At 66.3% G+C, this 18,490-nt stretch carries 13 protein-coding genes; 5 read left to right on the forward strand and 8 right to left on the reverse strand.

The annotated features are described in order from the left end of the window. Positions 1 to 56: 56 nt before the first annotated feature. Positions 57 to 935: a UTP--glucose-1-phosphate uridylyltransferase GalU gene (gene galU, locus AB4061_RS13410; RefSeq protein ID WP_441634441.1), complete on the reverse strand. Its 879-nt coding sequence runs from the start codon at positions 933 to 935 to the stop codon at positions 57 to 59. A gap of 52 nt (positions 936 to 987) precedes the next feature. Continuing rightward, the gene (locus tag AB4061_RS13415; protein WP_441634443.1) at positions 988 to 3,855 is read right to left on the reverse strand and encodes a valine--tRNA ligase; all 2,868 of its coding nucleotides are present in this window, start codon (positions 3,853 to 3,855) and stop codon (positions 988 to 990) included. Between the two features lie 322 nt (positions 3,856 to 4,177). Here AB4061_RS13415 and AB4061_RS13420 point away from each other — a divergent pair, with 322 nt between their 5' ends. Continuing rightward, on the forward strand, positions 4,178 to 6,544 hold the full coding sequence (locus tag AB4061_RS13420) for a UvrD-helicase domain-containing protein (protein WP_441634445.1): 2,367 nt from the start codon (positions 4,178 to 4,180) through the stop codon (positions 6,542 to 6,544). 25 nt (positions 6,545 to 6,569) lie between these two features. On the opposite strand, the gene AB4061_RS13425 is transcribed toward AB4061_RS13420, so the two are convergent. Continuing rightward, positions 6,570 to 7,547 carry a tripartite tricarboxylate transporter substrate binding protein gene (locus AB4061_RS13425; protein ID WP_441634447.1) on the reverse strand — a complete coding sequence of 326 codons (978 nt, stop codon included), beginning with the start codon at positions 7,545 to 7,547 and terminating at the stop codon, positions 6,570 to 6,572. 69 nt (positions 7,548 to 7,616) lie between these two features. Beyond that, positions 7,617 to 8,384: a GntR family transcriptional regulator gene (locus AB4061_RS13430; protein WP_441634449.1), complete on the reverse strand. Its 768-nt coding sequence runs from the start codon at positions 8,382 to 8,384 to the stop codon at positions 7,617 to 7,619. Between the two features lie 151 nt (positions 8,385 to 8,535). Here AB4061_RS13430 and AB4061_RS13435 point away from each other — a divergent pair, with 151 nt between their 5' ends. Beyond that, positions 8,536 to 9,330 carry an amidohydrolase family protein gene (locus tag AB4061_RS13435; RefSeq protein ID WP_441634451.1) on the forward strand — a complete coding sequence of 265 codons (795 nt, stop codon included), beginning with the start codon at positions 8,536 to 8,538 and terminating at the stop codon, positions 9,328 to 9,330. Positions 9,331 to 9,355: 25 nt separating this feature from the next. Here AB4061_RS13435 and AB4061_RS13440 read toward each other — a convergent pair whose 3' ends face one another. The 4 genes from AB4061_RS13440 to AB4061_RS13455 form a co-directional block, all read right to left on the reverse strand. Beyond that, positions 9,356 to 10,156, reverse strand: a complete 801-nt coding sequence (locus AB4061_RS13440) for a BPSS1780 family membrane protein (RefSeq protein ID WP_006159000.1) — start codon at positions 10,154 to 10,156, stop codon at positions 9,356 to 9,358. 5 nt (positions 10,157 to 10,161) lie between these two features. Continuing rightward, complete coding sequence (locus AB4061_RS13445; protein ID WP_441634453.1) at positions 10,162 to 11,145, reverse strand: homoserine kinase; 984 nt, start codon at positions 11,143 to 11,145, stop codon at positions 10,162 to 10,164. A gap of 216 nt (positions 11,146 to 11,361) precedes the next feature. Further along, the gene (locus tag AB4061_RS13450) at positions 11,362 to 11,796 is read right to left on the reverse strand and encodes a hypothetical protein (RefSeq protein WP_441634455.1); all 435 of its coding nucleotides are present in this window, start codon (positions 11,794 to 11,796) and stop codon (positions 11,362 to 11,364) included. A 222-nt stretch (positions 11,797 to 12,018) separates the two neighbouring features. Then, complete coding sequence (locus tag AB4061_RS13455; RefSeq protein WP_441634457.1) at positions 12,019 to 12,957, reverse strand: TIGR00730 family Rossman fold protein; 939 nt, start codon at positions 12,955 to 12,957, stop codon at positions 12,019 to 12,021. Positions 12,958 to 12,961: 4 nt separating this feature from the next. Between AB4061_RS13455 and polA the strand changes: the two genes are divergently transcribed. The 3 genes from polA to AB4061_RS13470 all read left to right on the forward strand — a co-directional run bounded on the left by polA (position 12,962) and on the right by AB4061_RS13470 (position 18,320). Beyond that, a complete protein-coding gene (gene polA / locus AB4061_RS13460) occupies positions 12,962 to 15,760 on the forward strand; it encodes a DNA polymerase I (RefSeq protein ID WP_441634459.1) in 2,799 nt (932 codons plus the stop codon). A gap of 199 nt (positions 15,761 to 15,959) precedes the next feature. Continuing rightward, positions 15,960 to 17,288, forward strand: a complete 1,329-nt coding sequence (locus AB4061_RS13465; protein ID WP_441634461.1) for an NAD(P)/FAD-dependent oxidoreductase — start codon at positions 15,960 to 15,962, stop codon at positions 17,286 to 17,288. A gap of 159 nt (positions 17,289 to 17,447) precedes the next feature. Then, positions 17,448 to 18,320, forward strand: a complete 873-nt coding sequence (locus AB4061_RS13470; RefSeq protein WP_441634463.1) for a dienelactone hydrolase family protein — start codon at positions 17,448 to 17,450, stop codon at positions 18,318 to 18,320. The last annotated feature ends 170 nt before the right edge of the window (positions 18,321 to 18,490 follow it).

Here is an 18,490-nt window from a genome sequence, read left to right on the forward strand (position 1 = left end):
CCAAATGAAAAAAGCCGCGTTTGCGGCTTTTTTCATGGCTCCAGATCTTCAGGCACTCAGATGCTATTGGCGCGCGCGCGCAGGTAGGTGCTGAATTCGTCCATCACCTCCGTGTGCTTGAGCGCAAACTCCACGGTGGCCTTCAGGTAGCCCAGCTTGCTGCCGCAGTCGTAGCGCACGCCCTTGTAGCGGTAGGCCAGCACCTGTTCCTGGCTGAGCAGGGACTGGATGGCATCAGTGAGCTGGAACTCGCCGCCCGCGCCCGGCTTGAGGTTGCGGATATGGTCGAAGATGCGCGGGGTCAGGATGTAGCGGCCGACCACGCCCAGGTTGGACGGCGCATTCTCGGGCGCCGGTTTCTCGACAATGTCCGACACCTTGATCACGCCTTCGTCCCATTCGCGGCCATCCACCACGCCGTAGGAGCGGCTCTGCTCCGGCGCGATCTCTTCCACGCCCAGCACCGAGCAGTTGTAGTGGCCGTACATGTCCACCATCTGCTTCATGACTGGCGGATCGCCATCCAGCAGGTCATCGGCCAGCATCACGGCGAACGGTGCGTCGCCCACCAGCTTTTCCGCGCAGAGCACGGCATGGCCAAGGCCGAGGGCCTCGGGCTGGCGCACATAGAAGCACTCCACGTGCGACGGCTTGATCGAGCGCACCAGGCTGAGCAGGGCCTGCTTGTTCTTTGCCTCGAGCTCCGCTTCGAGCTCGTAGGCCTTGTCGAAGTGATCCTCGATGGCGCGCTTGGAGCGGCCGGTGACGAAGATCATCTCGGTGATGCCGGCAGCCATGGCTTCTTCCACGGCGTACTGGATCAGGGGTTTGTCGACCACCGGCAGCATTTCCTTCGGGCTTGCCTTGGTAGCCGGCAAAAAACGAGTGCCGAGACCGGCTACCGGGAAGACAGCCTTGGTGACGCGGGTTTCCATATCGGTTTTCCTTATCAATTCGGTGTAGACAACCCTGCTGGTGATGCAAAGCTCATGCCGGCAAACGCTGCAGTTGATCCTGCAGCTTGACCAGCGTCTGTTCGAAATCCGACAAACGCTGGGTTTCTTGCGCGACAACGGCGGGCGGTGCCTTGGCGACAAAGCTCTCGTTGGAGAGCTTGCCACGGCACTTGCCGAGTTCGGCGCTGATGCGCTCTATTTCCTTGGACAGGCGCACGCGTTCCGCGGCCACGTCGATTTCGATCTTCAGCAGCAGATGGTTGCCGCCCACGATGGCCACCGGCGCGCCGGCACCTTCCGCCATCAAGGTATTCTGATCTTCGAACACCTTGACCTCCGAAAGTTTCGCCAGCGCCTGCACATAAGCCTGGGCCGACGTCAGGAACGCGCTGTCGCCTTCAGCGTACAGCGGAATGCGCTGGGCCGGCGAGATGTTCATTTCGCCGCGCAGGTTGCGGCAGGCGTCGACCACGGCCTTGAGCTGCGCGGTCCATTGCTCGGCGGCCTCATCGACCTTTGCCATGGCGGGCAGGGGATAGGCCTGCAGCGCCAGCGTCTCGCTGCCGTCGCCCTTGGCGCGGCCGGCCAGCGGCGCTACCTTTTGCCACAGCTCTTCGGTGATGAAGGGGATGATCGGGTGGGCCAGGCGCAACACGGTTTCCAGGACGCGCAACAGCGTGCGGCGGGTGGCGCGCTGCTGTGCAGGCGTGCCGTTCTGGATCTGGACCTTGGCCAGTTCCAGGTACCAGTCGCAGTACTCGTCCCAGACGAACTTGTAGATGGCGCTGGCGATATTGTCGAAGCGGTACTCGGCAAAGCCCTTTTCCACTTCGGCTTCCACGCGCTGCAGCAGCGACACGATCCAGCGGTCCGGCTGCGAGAAATGCAGGTAACCGTCGGGGCCGCAGTCGTTGCTGCACGGGCCCATGCCGCAGTCGTGCCCTTCGGTGTTCATCAGCACGAAGCGCGTGGCGTTCCACAGCTTGTTGCAGAAGTTGCGATAGCCTTCGCAGCGGCCGGTGTCGAAGTTGATGTTACGGCCCAGCGTGGCGAGCGAGGCGAAGGTGAAGCGCAGGGCATCGGCGCCAAATGCCGGAATGCCATCGGGGAATTCCTTCTTGGTCTTTTTCTCGATCTTGGGCGCGTCCTTGGGGCGGCGCAGGCCGGTGGTGCGCTTCTTGAGCAGCGGCTCGAGCTCGATGCCGTCGATCAGGTCGACCGGGTCCAGGGTGTTGCCCTCGGACTTGCTCATCTTCTTGCCTTCCGAATCCCGCACCAGACCGTGCACATAGACGGTATGGAACGGCACCTTGCCGGTGAAGTGCTTGGTCATCATGACCATGCGCGCCACCCAGAAGAAGATGATGTCGTAACCGGTAACAAGTGCCGACGACGGCAGAAAATGTTGCAAATCCGGCGTCTCGGCGGGCCAGCCCAGCGACGAGAAGGGCACCAGGGCCGAGGAGAACCAGGTGTCGAGCACATCGTCCTCGCGGCGCAGCGGCCCGGTGCTGCCGGCCGCGCGCGCCTGGGCCTGCGCCTCTTCCTCGGTACGGGCGACGAAGCACTTGCCGGCCTCATCGTACCAGGCCGGGATCTGGTGGCCCCACCACAGCTGGCGCGAGATGCACCAGTCCTGGATGTTCTCCAGCCACTGGTTGTAGGTGCTGTTCCAGTTATCGGGGATCAGCTTGATCTCGCCGCTCTGCACGGCGTCCAGCGCCACTTCGGCAATCGAGCGGCCCGGGTGGAAGGTGCCTTCCGGCGCCGGCTTGCTCATGGCCACGAACCACTGGTCGGTCAGCATCGGCTCGATGGCGCTGCCAGTGCGCTCGCTGCGCGGCGTCATCAGCTTGTGCTTCTTGACCTCGGCCAGCAGGCCCTGGGCATCCAGGTCCGCCACGATGCGGGTGCGCGCCTCGAAGCGGTCCAGGCCGGCATAGGCGGCGGGCGCGTCGGCGACGATCTTGGCGTCGAGCGTCAGGATGGACAGCTGTGGCAGCTTGTGGCGCTGGCCAACCGCATAGTCGTTGAAATCGTGGGCGGGAGTCACCTTGACCACGCCGGTGCCGAATTCGCGGTCGACGTAGTCGTCGGCGATCACCGGGATATCGCGGCCGGTGAGCGGCAGGCGCACAAACTTGCCGATCAGGTGCGCATAACGCTCGTCTTCCGGGTGCACCATCACGGCCACGTCGCCCAGCATGGTTTCGGGGCGGGTGGTGGCCACCGTCAGGTGGGTCAGGCCGTGCACGGTATCGGCTTCGGCCAGCGGATAGCGGATGTGCCACATCGAGCCATCTTCCTCGACGTTGTCCACTTCCAGGTCGGACACCGCGGTGCCCAGCACCGGGTCCCAGTTGACCAGGCGCTTGCCGYGGTAGATCAGGCCTTGCTCGAACAGGCGCACGAAGACTTCGGTGACCGCCTTGGACATCTCCGGCGACATTGTGAAGTACTCATGGCTCCAGTCGATCGACGCGCCCATGCGGCGAATCTGGCGCGTAATCGTCGAGCCGGACTCTTCCTTCCACTCCCACACCTTCTCGACGAACTTCTCGCGGCCCAGCTCATGGCGCGATACGCCTTGCGTTTCCAGCTGGCGCTCCACCACGATCTGGGTGGCGATGCCGGCGTGGTCGGTGCCCGGCACCCACAGGGTGTTTGCGCCGCTCATGCGGGCATGGCGGGCCAGGCCGTCCATGATGGTCTGGTTGAAGGCATGGCCCATGTGCAGCGTGCCGGTCACATTGGGCGGCGGCAGCTGGATGCAGAAGTCCGGACGGTCCGGGTCGAGGGTCGGCTTCGCGATGCCGCGCTTCTCCCACTCTGGGCCCCACTTTGTCTCAATGGCGGCGGGTTCGAAGCTCTTGGCAAGGGACTGGTCTTGGGCGGTCATGCTCGGATGTCGATGATTACGTCGGATTCTGCGGGCCAGGCGGGCAGGGGGAACGCGCCGGGAAAACGTCAAATTATAGGGGAGGCGGGTGGGGGGTGCGCGATTTCGGCCCGGGCTCGGACGCGTGGCGTCATTTTGCCGGTGCTTTGCCCTGCCAGAAAGTGCTCTGCTTACCGCTCGCGAGGGGATCCGCCGTGCTGTTTTGTGCCATTTTGTGTGGTTCCCGGCCCGCTGCCGGGCCATCCCCCCGTCCGGCAGCGGGCGCCGTACTGGCACGAGGGGCGCCCCGGTATAATTCGGGGCACTCCACAAGGCCTCCCCGATGTCCGACCTGCTTGCCAATCTCAATGCTGAACAACTAGCCGCCGTCACTTTGCCTGACGAGCCGGCGCTGATCCTGGCTGGCGCGGGCAGCGGCAAGACGCGTGTGCTGACCACCCGCATCGCGTGGCTGATCCAGAACGGCCGGGTGTCGCCCGCCGGCCTGCTGGCGGTGACCTTTACCAACAAGGCCGCCAAGGAAATGATGACGCGGCTGACCTCGATGCTGCCGATCAACACGCGCGGCATGTGGATCGGCACCTTCCACGGGCTGTGCAACCGCATGTTGCGCGCGCATTACCGCGACGCCGGCCTGCCGCAGACCTTCGCCATCCTCGACAGCCAGGACCAGCTCTCCGCCCTCAAGCGCCTGCTCAAGTCGCTGAACGTGGATGATGAGAAGTACCCGGCCAAGAACCTGCAGTACTTCATCAACAACGCCAAGGAGCAAGGCCTGCGCCCGGCCGACGTGGAGGCCAACGACGACTTCAACCGCCGCTTCGTCGATCTCTACGCCGCTTACGATGTGCAGTGCCAGCGCGAAGGCGTGGTCGACTTCGCCGAGCTGCTGCTGCGCTGCTACGAGCTGCTGCGCTACAACGACGCGATCCGCCAGCACTACCAGCACCGCTTCCGCCATGTGCTGGTGGACGAGTTCCAGGACACCAACGTGCTGCAGTACCAGTGGCTTAAGATGCTGGCCGGCTTCGGCACGCAGAATCCGGCCGCGGTATTCGCGGTCGGCGACGACGACCAGAGCATCTACGCGTTCCGTGGCGCCAATGTCGGCAACATGCGCGACTTCGAACACGAGTTCCGCGTGCGCCACATGATCAAGCTGGAGCAGAACTACCGCTCCCATGGCCACATCCTGGATTCGGCCAACCATCTGATCGCCCATAATTCGCGCCGCCTGGGCAAGAACCTGCGCACCGATGCCGGCCACGGCGAGCCGGTGCGGGTGTACCAGGCCGGCACCGACGGCCAGGAAGCCGGCTGGATCGTGGAGGAAATCCGTGACCTGATCGCGCAGGGCATGAGCCGCTCGGAGATCGCCATCCTCTACCGCAGCAACGCGCAGTCGCGGGTGATCGAGCACGCGCTCTTCTCGGCCAGCATTTCCTATCGCGTGTACGGCGGCTTGCGCTTTTTCGAACGTGCCGAAGTCAAGCACGCGCTGGCTTACCTGCAATTGCTGGAAAACCCGCGCAACGACGCTGCCTTCGGCCGCGTGGTGAATTTCCCCACGCGCGGGATCGGCGTGCGCTCGCTGGAAGCCCTGCAGGATGCGGCGCGCCAGTACAGCTGCTCGCTGGCCGAAGCCGTGGCCTTCGTGCCCGGCAAGGCCGGCAGCACGCTGGGCGCCTTTGTGCGGCTGATCGAGCAGATGCGTGCCGAGACGCGCCGCATGACGCTGCCGGAAACAGTCGAGTACGTGACCAACACCAGCGGCCTGATCACGCACTACCGCGCTGAAAAAGAAGGCCAGGACCGCATCGAGAACTTGCAGGAACTGGTGACGGCGGCGCAGGCGTTCGTGACGGAGGAAGGCTTTGGGCTGGACGCGCTGGCCAGCGCGATTCCGGTCGGGCGCGATGGCGCGCAGCCCCTGCCCGCGCTGGCCGAGGGCGACCAGGCCCAGCAGGTGCTGGATCCCGAGGCGCTGCCGGCGGTGATGACCCCGCTGGTGGCCTTCCTCACCCATGCCTCGCTGGAAGCCGGCGACAACCAGGCGCAGGCGGGCCAGGACGCCGTGCAGATGATGACGGTGCATGCCGCCAAGGGGCTGGAGTTCAACGCGGTCTTCATCACCGGGCTGGAAGAAGGGCTGTTCCCGCACGAGAACAGCGCCACGGAGGCCGACGGGCTGGAGGAGGAGCGTCGCCTGATGTACGTGGCCATCACGCGTGCGCGCGTGCGCCTCTATCTCTCGTTCGCGCAAAGCCGCGTGCTGCACGGGCAGATGCGCTACCACGTGCGCTCGCGCTTTTTCGAGGAGCTGCCCGAGGAATCGCTCAAGTGGCTGATGCCGCCTGCGCAGGCCTATGGCGGCGGCGGTGGTTCGCAGCGCCGCCAGCAGAACGAGGGCGGCTGGGGCCGCGACTGGTTCAAGAAGGCGGAGGACGTTCCCTATTCTGGCACCCAGCCTACCGGCGGCATGGACACCGGCAACGGCTATGCCGACGCCAAGCGCCAGGCTGGCTCCGGCTTGCGCATTGGCCAGAGCGTGTTCCACAACAAGTTTGGCGAAGGCGTGATCGCCGGGTTGGAAGGCGAGGGCGAAGCCGCCCGCGCGAATATCAAGTTCAAGCGCCACGGCGCCAAATGGCTGGTGCTGTCGGTCGCCAAGCTGGACCCGATCGACTGAGCGGACGGGCGCCCAGGCGGAGGGATCAGTCCAGCTGGATGTTGCCTTCCTTGATCACCTTGGCCCATTCGGCGGTCTGGGCCTGGATGAACTTCGCCGCCTCGGCGGGCGTACCGGCCACGATCTCCCCGCCCAGGCTGGTCACGCGCTCGCGATTCTCCGGCAGGTTGATGACCTTGCGGATCGCATCCGACAGCCGCTTGACGATCTCCGGCGGCGTGCCCGCCGGCAAGAACACGCCATTCCACTCGTAGACCTCATAGTGCGGCACGCCCGCCTCGGCCAGCGTTGGCGTGTCCGGCAGGATGGCCGTGCGGTTGGCGCCAGTCACGCCCAGCGCGCGCAGCTTGCCCGCGCGCACATGCTGCAGGCCCGACGCCGTGTTGGCAAAGAACACCGGCACCTGCCCCGCAATCACATCGGCCATGGCCGGGCCGCCGCCCTTGTAGGGCACGTGCAGCAGGTCCAGTTTCATGCGCTGCGCAAACAGCGCGCCCGCCAGGTGCTGGGCCGAACCGTTGCCCGAGGACGCATAGGCAATGCTGCCTGGCTTGGCGCGTGCCATCGCGATCAGCTCCTGCGTGGTCTTGGCCGGGAACTTCGGGTTCACGACCAGCATGTTGGGATACAGCGCCAGCACCGAGACCGGGACGAAGGACTTGACCGGGTCGTAGGGCAGCCGCTTGTAGAGCGAAGGGTTGGCGGCAAACGAGGCGGCGTCGAGCAGCACCGTATAGCCATCCGGGGCGGACTTGGCGACCAGGTCCGTGCCGATCTGGCCGCCCGCGCCGGGCCGGTTGTCCACCACGATGGTCTGTCCCAACTCCTGGCCCAGGCGCGGCGAGATCATGCGGGCCATGGTGTCGGCGCCGCCGCCGGGCGCGTACGTGACCACCAGCCGGATGGGCTTGGCCGCGGGCCAGGCCTGCGCGTGCGCAAGGCTGCTGGTGCCGGCGGCGAGCCAGCACAGGGCGGTGGCGCAAAGACGGATCGGGAATCGCATGGGTCTCCTCGGGATGTGTAGGTCTGGGTGCTGCGCCGGCCCGCGCTTGCGGTGGCGCCGCGCGCGGGTTCAGCGAACCTCGGCGCGATAGTGGAAATCGTCGGCATTGCCCAGCGTCTGGCGGAACTCCACGCGCCGGCCCGCCAGGTCAAACGCCACGCGGCTGACCGCCAGTGCGGGATGGCCCTCTGGCAAGCTCAGCTGGGCGGCCTCGCGCGCGCCCAGCCGGGTGAAGCGCAGGTCGTCGACGGCACGGCCGACCGTGACGCCGCAACGCTCGGCATACATCGGGTAGAGCAGGGGCGCGAACTCGGCCGGCTTGAGCGTGGCCAGCGCGCCAAACAGCGGCGCCGGCAGCCAGATGGTCTCTAGCAGGCGGACCTGGCCTTCCCAGCCGCGCTGGCGCAGTACGCGCAGTACCGGCGTGCCCGCAGCCAGGCCAAGCTGCACGGCGACATCCGCCGGCGCCGCCAGCGTGCGCAGCGATACGATGCGCGACTCGGGGATCTCCGAGCCAGCATCGCCAAAGCGGAAGAACCGCGCCATGGTGGCGCCGGTCAGCGCGCCGCGCACAAAGGTGCCGCGGCCATGCACGCGTTCCAGCAAGCCTTCGTCCACCAGTGCCTGGATGGCGGCGCGCATGGTGCCCAGCGCCACGCCGTAGTGCTCGGCCAGTGCGCTCTCGGCCGCAATGGCGGTGCCGGAAGCCCATTCGCCGGCCAGGATGCGGCCCTTGAGCGCGGTCGCGATGCGGGCCCAGCGCGGCGCCGCCAGGCTGGCTGGCGAGGCGTCGAGGCCGGCTCCCGTCGGGTCGGGCAGGGCGGAACGGTCTGGCATTCGTGTCTCCATGCGTGCCCCGGCGGCGGTGCCTGTTCGGGGAGAGTAGTGAACTCTAGTCATCTATAGGACTAGAGCATAGAATGGAGGGGCGCGGGTGTCAACCGGCGCTACCATTCATGGCGGCACGCGCCGTTCCTTGGGCCAGAACATGTTTCAGATCGATTCCCATTTCCACGTGTTTTCCGCCGATGCACCCGCCGTGGGCGGGGCGCGCTACCGGCCCGCCTACGGCGCCAGCCTGGCGCAGTGGCAAGCCATCTCCGGGGCGCATGGCGTGCGCGCGGGCGTGGTGGTGCAGCCAAGCTTTTTCGGCTGCGACAACAGCGAGCTGGAAGCAGCGCTGGCGGCTTCGCCCGCGCTGCGTGGTGTTTGCGTGGTGGGCCCGGAGGCATCCGCTGGCGAGCTGGCGCGGCTGCACGGCCTGGGCGTGCGCGGCCTGCGCTGGAATATGGTGGGGCGGCACAACGACGCGTCATGGCGCGATGCGCGCTGGCCCGCGCTGCTGGAGGCGGCCCATGCGCTGGGCTGGCACCTGGAGCTGCACACCGATCCGGGCCGGCTCAACGAACTGCGGGCCTGGCTGCCGGCGGTGCCGATCGCGCTGGTGCTGGATCATTTTGGCAAGCCCGCGCCTGGCGCGCAGGCCGACGCGCCGATGCTGGCTTGCGCCGCGCACTGGCGCCGGCAGAGGGAGGTCTACGTCAAGCTGAGTGCGCCGTATCGCTTGGCGGCGGACATGGCGGACCTGGCAGGCGTGGTGGCTGGCTGGCACCACTGCCTGGGCGAGCAAGGCTTGCTATGGGGATCGGACTGGCCTTGGACCAATCACGAGGCCGAGGCCGGCTATGCCGGCCTGCAGCGCAAGGTGTGGGAGTGGCTGGGCCCGCTGTGCGAGGCGCCGGACCGAAACGCGGCCCGGCTGTTTGGCCTGCGAGCCGCGTGACCCGGGTGACCGGCGTGACCCGCCTTCAGGCGGCCAGGTCCGGCCTGCCGGCGGCTTCTTCCGGCACGACATTGAAGCAGCCGCGGTAGGTGGCGTAGAACGAGCAATACATGATCGCGAGCATCAGCAGCGAGTACGGTGTGACCAGGAAGGACAGCACCGCCTCAGCGCCCAATGCGCCGAACAACGCCTCCAGGAAAAAAGGCACCGCCACCAGCAAGACCGCGAACACCACGCCATAAGCCAGGAACGCGCCACGGTTGCGCCAGCACGCGGTCCAGCTGAAGAACAGTGCTTTGACCGGCGGCACGTTGTGCCATGCGGTGAGCAGCGGCGCAAACCAGAACAGCATGGCAATCGGCGTGTACAGCGCGGCCCCGATCATCAGCGCGAAGTAAAGCTGCCGCACGGATTCCGCCGACGGCGCTTCTTCCTTGAGCAGGATCGGCACCAGCGTGCTGATGTCCACGAGGCTGCCCGCGATGAGGCTCAGCACGAAGACCAGGCCTGCATAGATGCCGCCCAGCACCAGCAGGTTGCGGCTCGCTTGCTTGCCGTTGCCGCGAAATCCCGCCAGTAATACGGTCGGCAGCACACGCTTGTTCAGGATCACCTCGCGGCAGGCGGTCATGATGCCGACCGACAGGCCCGGGGTGACCACCAGCAGCGCGATGATGCCGATCAACGGCACGAACACGGCCAGTTGCGCGGCGATCAGGTAGACAAACAACAGCATCAGGAAGGCGAGCGGGTTCTTGCGGAACAGCCAGACACCCTGGCGGAACCAGACATAACCTTCCTTGGCGGAGACTTCCAGTAATTGCATGACGGTCAGGTCCAGGGCAGCGCGGCGGCTTCGATGCGCCGGCGCAGGATGCGTTCAAAGTGGGTCGGGTCATGCGGTTGCAGCATGTCGGCCTCGCGTGGCAGGTAGAAGTCCCACAGGCGGGAAATCCAGAAGCGCAATGCGCCGGCGCGCAGCATGTCGCGCCAGTGCTGCGCCTCGATGGGGCCCAGCGGCCTCACGGCATGATAAGCCCGCAGCAAGGCCTGGCCGCGGGCGGCGTCGAGCGCGCCGCTGGCCAGGTCGATGCACCAGTCGTTGACGGTGACAGCCAGGTCGAACAGCCACTTGTCATTGCCGGCGAAGTAGAAATCGAAGAAGCCCCCCAGTTTCTCCTGCCCGGCAGGGCCATCCTCGAACAGCGCGTTGTCACGGAACAGATCGCAATGGCAAGGGCCGCCGGGCAGCGCCGCGTACTCCGCGCCGCCGAAGAAAGCGGTCTGGTGGGCCAGTTCCTCGCGCAACAATGCTTGCTGGCCGGCATCCAGGAAGGGCAGGATCTCGCCTTCCGTTTGCTGCCACCACGGCAGGCTGCGCAGGTTGGGCTGCTGGCGCGGATAGCTCTGGCCGGCGAGGTGCATGCGGGCGAGCATGTCACCCACTTGCGCGCAGTGCCCCACGCCAGGCGTCAGCTGCGAGCCGCCCGGCAGGCGCGTGACGATGGTCGCCGGCTTGCCCTTGAGGGCGCGCAGGATCTCGCCGTCGCGGCCCGGGATGGGCGCCGGCACGCGGATGTCGTGCGCGGCCAGGTGGGCCATCAGGTGCAGGTAATACGGCAGTTGCTCGAACGTCAGGCGCTCGAAGATGGTCAGCACGTACTCGCGTGTGACCCCGTCCTGCTCCATGGTCAGGAAGAAGTTACTGTTCTCGATGCCCGAGGCAATGCCGCGCAAGTCGCGCATTTCGCCCAGGTTGTAGTCAAGGAGCCAACTGGCGATCTCGTCCGGCGAGACCGTGGTGAATACGGCCATACTCTTTGTGTGAATCGAAACGGATGGCGGCGGGCGCAAGCAGAGCTTGGCTTTCGCGGCATGGATGCCGCAAGCGCCGGCGCGGCCCCGCCGTGATCATCTGGCGGGGTCGTGGGAAATCAGAAACAAGACAGCAGAAACCAGACAGCAGAAACAAGAACGGACGCGAAAATCAGGGTGCGCAAGCCGGGATTCTAAAACCTGGCGCCCCGATACTCAGAATTGCAGCACTTTGACCGATGGTACGCGGTTCGTGTCATGGTCCCGGATCTTCGGCGAGCTGTCTTCCGGCTTGCTCATCTGGTATTTGGTGCCCATGCCGGACTTGACCTCGATATCGGTGGCCTGGCCTTTGTTCTTGTACTCGCGGATCTGGGTGCCATCCCGCTCATTGAGCTGGAAGCTCGGTTCGCGAGGCTGGTTTAGCTGGGTCTTGGCCGGTGAGGTGATCGGCTTGTTGTTGATCTGGTTCAGCTCTTGCTGGGTCAGCGCGCCGCCTGCCTGCTCGGCCGGCTGCGCCATCACCGCGGCCGGGGCGCCGAGCGCCACCAGTGCCGCAAAAGCCAGCGCGCGGACGGCGGCCGTACGGGGGGCTCCAAGCGGCTCCGGCGCTTGCGCGCGGGCGGTGGCCAGGAGTGAGGGGGAGGTCATTGAAGGCTCCTGCGCGGTGCAGCAGGCCGGGGGCATGCTGCGCCACAAATGGCGCTGCAGCCCGGCGGCGCCGGGCTTTGGCAGTTGTGTCAGGCTTCCATTCTAGCAATTCCTGCCCGCGCCGGGCCCATCGCGGTGACCCTGCGGGCACCTTTGCGGGGCGGGCGGCGCGCCCGGAAGCAGCCAGGCGGGCCTGTTCTTACCTGGCTTACAGGTAGAACATCACAGGTAGAACATCTCTTCCTTGGGCGGGATCGGGTTGTCGCCACCGCGCTGCTCGTAGTACTCATATACCGCTTCGAGCACTTCGTGCGGCTCGTCCACGATCTTCATCAGGTCGAGGTCATGCTCGGCGATCAGGCCCATCGGCAGAAGCGTGAAGCGGAACCAGTCAAGCAGGCCCTTCCAGAATCGGCTGCCGAACAGCACCACCGGCACGGCGCGGGACTTGCCGGTCTGCACCAGCGTCAGCACTTCGGCCAGCTCATCCAGCGTGCCGAAGCCGCCCGGCATCACGATAAAGGCGTCCGAATTCTTGACGAAGGTGACCTTGCGCGTGAAGAAGTGGCGAAAGCGCATGGCGATGTCCTGGTAGGGATTGCCTTGCTGCTCGTGCGGAAGCTCGATGTTCAGGCCCACGCTGGCCGACTTGCCCGCGTGGGCGCCCTTGTTGGCCGCCTCCATGATGCCCGGGCCGCCGCCCGAGATCACCGCGAAGCCGGCGTCGGAGAACAGGCGGGCGATCTCGATGGTGCGCTGGTAGTAAGGCGAATCCTCGCGCAGGCGCGCGCTGCCGTAGATCGACACCGCCGGGCGGATCTCCGAAAGGTACTCGGTCGCCTCGATGAACTCTGCCATAATCGTGAACATTTGCCACGAAGCGCGCGCCTTCTTTGCAGTCGCGCGGTCTTCGTCGGCCAGCGCACGCAGGCTGGGAATCATCTTGCGTGGGTTGGCGCGGATGCCGGCGGCGGGAGACGTATCTCCCGGGCCATCGGCAGCGGCGCTGACCGTCACGTTCACGTCCATATCGGCCGCGGTGGTAATACTGCCATGCGCGGCCTGCTTGAGGGCTGCCGCCGGGTTATCGGCGCCGGCTGCGTCGGAAGGGGGGGCGGCGTTCGCACCGCCTGCGGCGGCACCAGTCAATTTTGAGTCCATGGGAATGTCGGATAGTCCAAAAACACTCTTGCTCGTCGATGGGTCGAGCTATCTGTATCGTGCGTATCACGCTCTGCCGGACCTGAGGAACGGTGAGGGCCTGCCCACAGGGGCAATCTACGGCATGATCAATATGCTGCGCAAGCTGCGCAGCGATTTCCCGGCAGAGTATAGCGCCTGCGTGTTCGACGCCAAGGGTAAGACCTTCCGCGACGACCTGTATCCGGCCTACAAGGAGCATCGCCCGTCGATGCCCGAGGACCTGGCCAAGCAGATCGAGCCGATCCACGAAGCGGTGCGTGCGCTGGGATGGCCCATCGTGGTGGTGGAAGGCGTGGAGGCGGACGACGTGATCGGCACGCTGGCGCGCCGGGCCACCGCCGAAGGCATGCGCACGGTGGTCTCCACTGGCGACAAGGACCTGGCGCAACTGGTCGACGACCACGTCACGCTGGTCAACACCATGAGCGGGGAGATTCTCGACCCGCCCGGCGTGGCCGCCAAGTTCGGCGTGCCGCCGGCGCGCATCGTCGACTATCTCTCGCTGATTGGCGACGCCGTGGACAACGTGCCTGGCGTGCCCAAGGTGGGCCCCAAGACCGCGGTCAAATGGCTGACCGAGTACGGCACGCTCGACGATGTCATGGCCAATGCCCCCGGCATCAAGGGCGTGGTGGGCGAGAACCTGCGCAACACGCTGGCGTGGCTGCCCAAGGCGCGCGAGCTGGTGACGGTCAAGACCGATTGCGACCTGACGAGCTCGTTGGCCGACTTCCACCAGCTAGAGGGTAGCAGCGAGGACAAGGACAAGCTGATTGACTTCTTTGCGCGCTATGGCTTCAAGACCTGGCTGCGCGAGGTCACCGGCGAAAGCCTGCCCAACCCGCGCGCCCAGGCGCGTGCGAGCGCGGCGGCGCCTGCGGCCGGCGCCGATGCGGGCCCGGCCCAGGGCGGCCTGTTCGACAGTGCCCCAGCCCCGGCCCAGATCCGCTACGAGACCGTCGCCACCGAGGCGGCGCTGGAGGCCTGGATGCGGCGCATCGAAGCCGCGCCGCTGGTGTCCATCGATACCGAGACCACTTCGCTGGACCCGCTGCAGGCCCAACTGGTCGGCATCTCGCTGTCGATCGAGCCGGGCGAAGCCTGCTATATCCCGGTGGCGCACCGCGGCCCGGATGTGGTGGGCCTGGAAGCCAATGGCCAGCTCACGCGCGAGGCCGTGCTGGCGCGCATGCGCGCCTGGCTCGAAGACCCGTCGCGCGGCAAGGTCGGCCAGAACCTGAAGTACGATTCGCATGTCTTTGCCAATCACGGCATCAGCCTGCGCGGCATCGTGCACGACACCATGCTGCAGAGCTACGTGCTGGCGTCCCACCGCAACCATGGCATGGACAGCCTGGCCGAGCGCCTGCTCGGCCTGAAGACCATCAGCTACGAGGAAGTGTGCGGCAAGGGCGCGAGCCAGATCGGCTTTGACCAGATCGACATCGCGCGCGCCACCGAGTACGCGGCCGAGGATGCCGACGTCACGCTGCGCCTGCATTGCAATATGTACCCGCAGGTCGAGGCGTTGCCGGGGGTGCATTACGTCTACGAAAAGATCGAGATGCCGGTCTCGGTGGTGCTGCAGAAGATAGAGCGCAACGGCGTGCTGATCGACGCCGAGCGCCTGGGCGCGCAAAGCACGCAGCTCGGCCAGCGCATGCTGACGCTGGAGCAGGCCGCGTACGAGGCCGCGGGCCAGCCTTTCAACCTGGGCTCGCCCAAGCAGATCGGCGAGATCCTGTTCGGCCAGATGAAGCTGCCGGTGGTCAAGAAGACCGCCAGCGGCGCGCCGTCCACCGACGAAGAGGTGTTGCAGAAGCTGGCCGAGGATTACCCGCTGCCCAAGCTGCTGCTGGACTACCGCGGCCTGGCCAAGCTCAAGTCCACCTACACCGACAAGCTGCCGAAGATGGTCAACCCGGCCACCGGCCGCGTGCACACCAGCTACGGGCAGACCACCGCGGTGACCGGCCGGCTGGCTTCCACCGAGCCCAACCTGCAGAACATCCCGGTGCGCACCGAGGAAGGCCGGCGCATCCGCGAGGCCTTTGTCGCCGGGCCGGGCAACGTGATCGTGTCGGCCGACTACTCGCAAATCGAGTTGCGCATCATGGCCCATATCTCTGGCGACGAGAACCTGATGCGCTCGTTCGCCGAGGGCGAGGACGTGCACCGCGCCACCGCCGCGGAGATCTTCGGCGTGGCGCCGGATGCCGTCAGCAGCGAGCAGCGCCGCTATGCCAAGGTCATCAACTTCGGCCTGATCTACGGCATGAGCGCCTTCGGCCTGGCCGGCAACCTCGGCATCGAGCGCGAGGCTGCCAAGCACTACATCGACCGCTATTTCATGCGCTATCCCGGCGTGGCGCGGTATATGGAAGAAACGCGCCAGACCGCGCGCGAGCAGGGCTTTGTCGAGACCGTGTTCGGGCGCCGCCTGTGGCTGCCGGACATCAATGGCGGCAACGGCCCGCGCCGCCAGGGCGCCGAGCGCGCCGCCATCAATGCGCCGATGCAGGGTACTGCCGCCGACCTGATCAAGCTGTCGATGATCGCGGTGCAGGACTGGCTGGAACGCGATGGCCTGGGCACGCGCCAGGTCATGCAGGTGCACGATGAACTGGTGCTGGAAGTGCCGCAGGCCGAGCTGGAACTGGTCAAGGTGAAGTTGCCGGAACTGATGTGCAACGTGGCTGAACTGCGTGTGCCGCTGGTGGCCGAGGTTGGCGCCGGCAGCAACTGGGAGGAGGCCCACTGAGCTCGCGGGGCGGCCTTCGGGGCCGCCCCGGGATTGCACCCGTCCCGGTATTCCTGCATCCTGGTTTCGATTGAAGCGACCGCTGAATCGGTGAATGGCGTCTTGCCAGTTGTGCTGCTGTGCAGCAGACTGATGAAAAGCCGAGGTCACTGGCTCGCGTCAGGCCCCGCAAAAGAATATCGACGACACTGGGTAGATCATGAGCACAGAGGGAAGGGCGCATCGCATCATCGTAGTCGGAGGAGGAGCAGGCGGGCTGGAGCTGGTCACGCGGCTGGGCGACAAGCTCGGCAAGGGCGGGGCCGCGCAGGTCGTGCTGGTGGACCGCTCCCCCACGCATATCTGGAAACCGCTGCTGCATGAAGTTGCCGCCGGCAGCATGGATCCCCACACCCATCAGCTTGAATACGTGGCGCAGGCCCGCTGGCATCATTTCGAATTCCAGCAAGGCGAGCTGACCGGCATCGACCGGGATCGCAAGACCATCTCGGTGGCGGCCTGCGTCGACCTCGACGGCACGGAGCTCTTGCCCGCACGCGATCTTTTCTATGACACCCTGGTGCTGGCGATTGGCTGCGTCACGCATTTCTTCGGCGTGCCCGGCGCTGCCGAGAACGCCATCGCGCTCGACACCGTGGACCAGGCGGAGCGCTTCCGCCGCAAGCTGATCTCGGCCTGCGTGCGCGCCCAGAACGGGCGCGGGCGCATCGGCGAGGACAACCGCCCGCGCGTGGACGTTGCCATCATCGGCGCCGGCGCCACCGGTGTCGAGCTCTCTGCCGAGTTGCGCAATACCGCGCACGTGCTCAGCGCCTACGGGCTGCATCAGCTCGATCCGCGCCGCGATGTGCGCATCCACGTGATCGAGGCCGGCCCGCGCATCCTGCCCGCGCTGTCCGAGCGCGTGTCCACCGAAACCACCAAGCTGCTGCACAAGCTCGATATCGAAGTCCTCACCGCCGAGCGCGTGACCGAAGTCACCGAGGATGCGGTGCTGACCGCCAGCGGCAAGCGGGTCGACGCCGACCTGACGGTGTGGGCCGCCGGCATTACCGCGCCGGCGGTGCTGTCCACCCTGGGCCTGCCGGTCAGCCGCATGGGCCAGATCATCGTCAAGCCCACGCTGCAAAGCGAGGCCGATCCCGATATCTTTGCCTTTGGCGATTGCGCCAGCTGCCCCTGGCCCGAGAAGCAGGGCGCGGTGCCCCCGCGCGCCCAGGCCGCGCACCAGCAGGCCATGTTCCTCTACGGCGCGCTGCGCGCGCGCCTGGGCGGCAAGCCGCTGCCGTCGTTTGCCTTCAAGGACCTGGGCTCGCTGGTGTCGCTGGGCCATTTCAGCGCGGTCGGCAGCCTGATGGGCGGCCTGATCGGCGGCTCCATGTTTATCGAAGGGCTGATGGCGCGCGTGATGTACAGCTCCCTGTACCGCATGCACGTCATGGCGTTGCACGGCGCCGTGGGCATGGGGCTCGATACCGTGACCCACTGGCTGCGCAGCAAGACCAGCCCGCGCGTCAAGCTGCACTGACACGCGCCGGCGCAGGGCGAATCGCACTGCGAATCGCCCCGCTTGCCGGCCGCGTGCGCTGGACTCCATGTTTGCTTAGAATCGGATCTCGCCACGGCGGCTGTGCCGCGCCGTGCGTTGTCCATCCAGATTCGCCATCCACGCCAGACAGGAGACCGCATGCTGAAGCCAGAAGTCGACAGCCTCGTACCCAGCCAGTCCTTTGACCGCCGCGCGTTCGTCAAGACGGCGCTGGGTTCGGCCTTTGCCGCAGCAGCCTTGCCCGTGATGGCACAGGCCATCAAGACCGATTTCGCCGGCCTCACCGCCGGCGAGGTGACGATTTCCTCGGGCGGCTTCAACATGCCCGCGTACCGCGCCCAGCCGGAAGGCAAGACCAGCCTGCCGGTGGTGCTGGTGGTGAGCGAGATCTTCGGCGTGCATGAGCACATCGCCGACATCTGCCGGCGCTTTGCCAAGCTGGGCTACCTCGCCATCGCGCCGGAGCTGTTCGCGCGCCAGGGCGACCCGAGCAGCTTCGGCACCATCCAGGAACTGCAGGCGAAGCTGATCTCAAAGGTCCCCGACGAACAAGTGATGGGCGATCTCGATGCTGCGGTAGCCTGGGCCAAGGCCAACGGCGGCAACACCAGCCGCCTGGCCATTACCGGCTTCTGCTGGGGCGGGCGCATTACCTGGCTGTACGCCGCGCACAGCCAGCAGGTGAAGGCAGGCGTGGCCTGGTATGGCCAGCTGGTGGGCGAGCCGACCCCGATCAAGCCGCGCAACCCGATCGACCTGGCCGGCCAGCTCAAGGTGCCGGTGCTGGGCCTCTACGGCGGCAAGGACACCGGCATCACGCAGGAACAGGTCGAGAAGATGAAGGCGGCGCTGGCGGCATCGAGCGACCCCTTTGCCAAGGCTTCCTCGTTCGTGGTCTACCCGGAATCCGGCCATGCCTTCAACGCGGACTACCGCCCGAGCTACCGGGAAGCGGATGCCAAGGACGGCTGGCAGCGTTGCCTGGCCTGGTTCAAGCAGCACGGGGTTTGAGGCGCGGGCACGCCCAGGCACGCATTTGCAGCAGGGGGCGGCGCTGCCGCGCCCGCAGCCAAGATCGGCCTGTGCTACGGGATTTGCAAAACCGGCTGCAACCTACGTACAATGCGGGCTTCGTTTCTTGCAACCGTGTTGCGTTTGAGATCGATGCTGCTCCCTAAGAA

Origin of the sequence: Cupriavidus sp. YAF13 (genome assembly GCF_052113425.1) — a bacterium.
Classification (GTDB): Bacteria; Pseudomonadota; Gammaproteobacteria; order Burkholderiales; family Burkholderiaceae; genus Cupriavidus.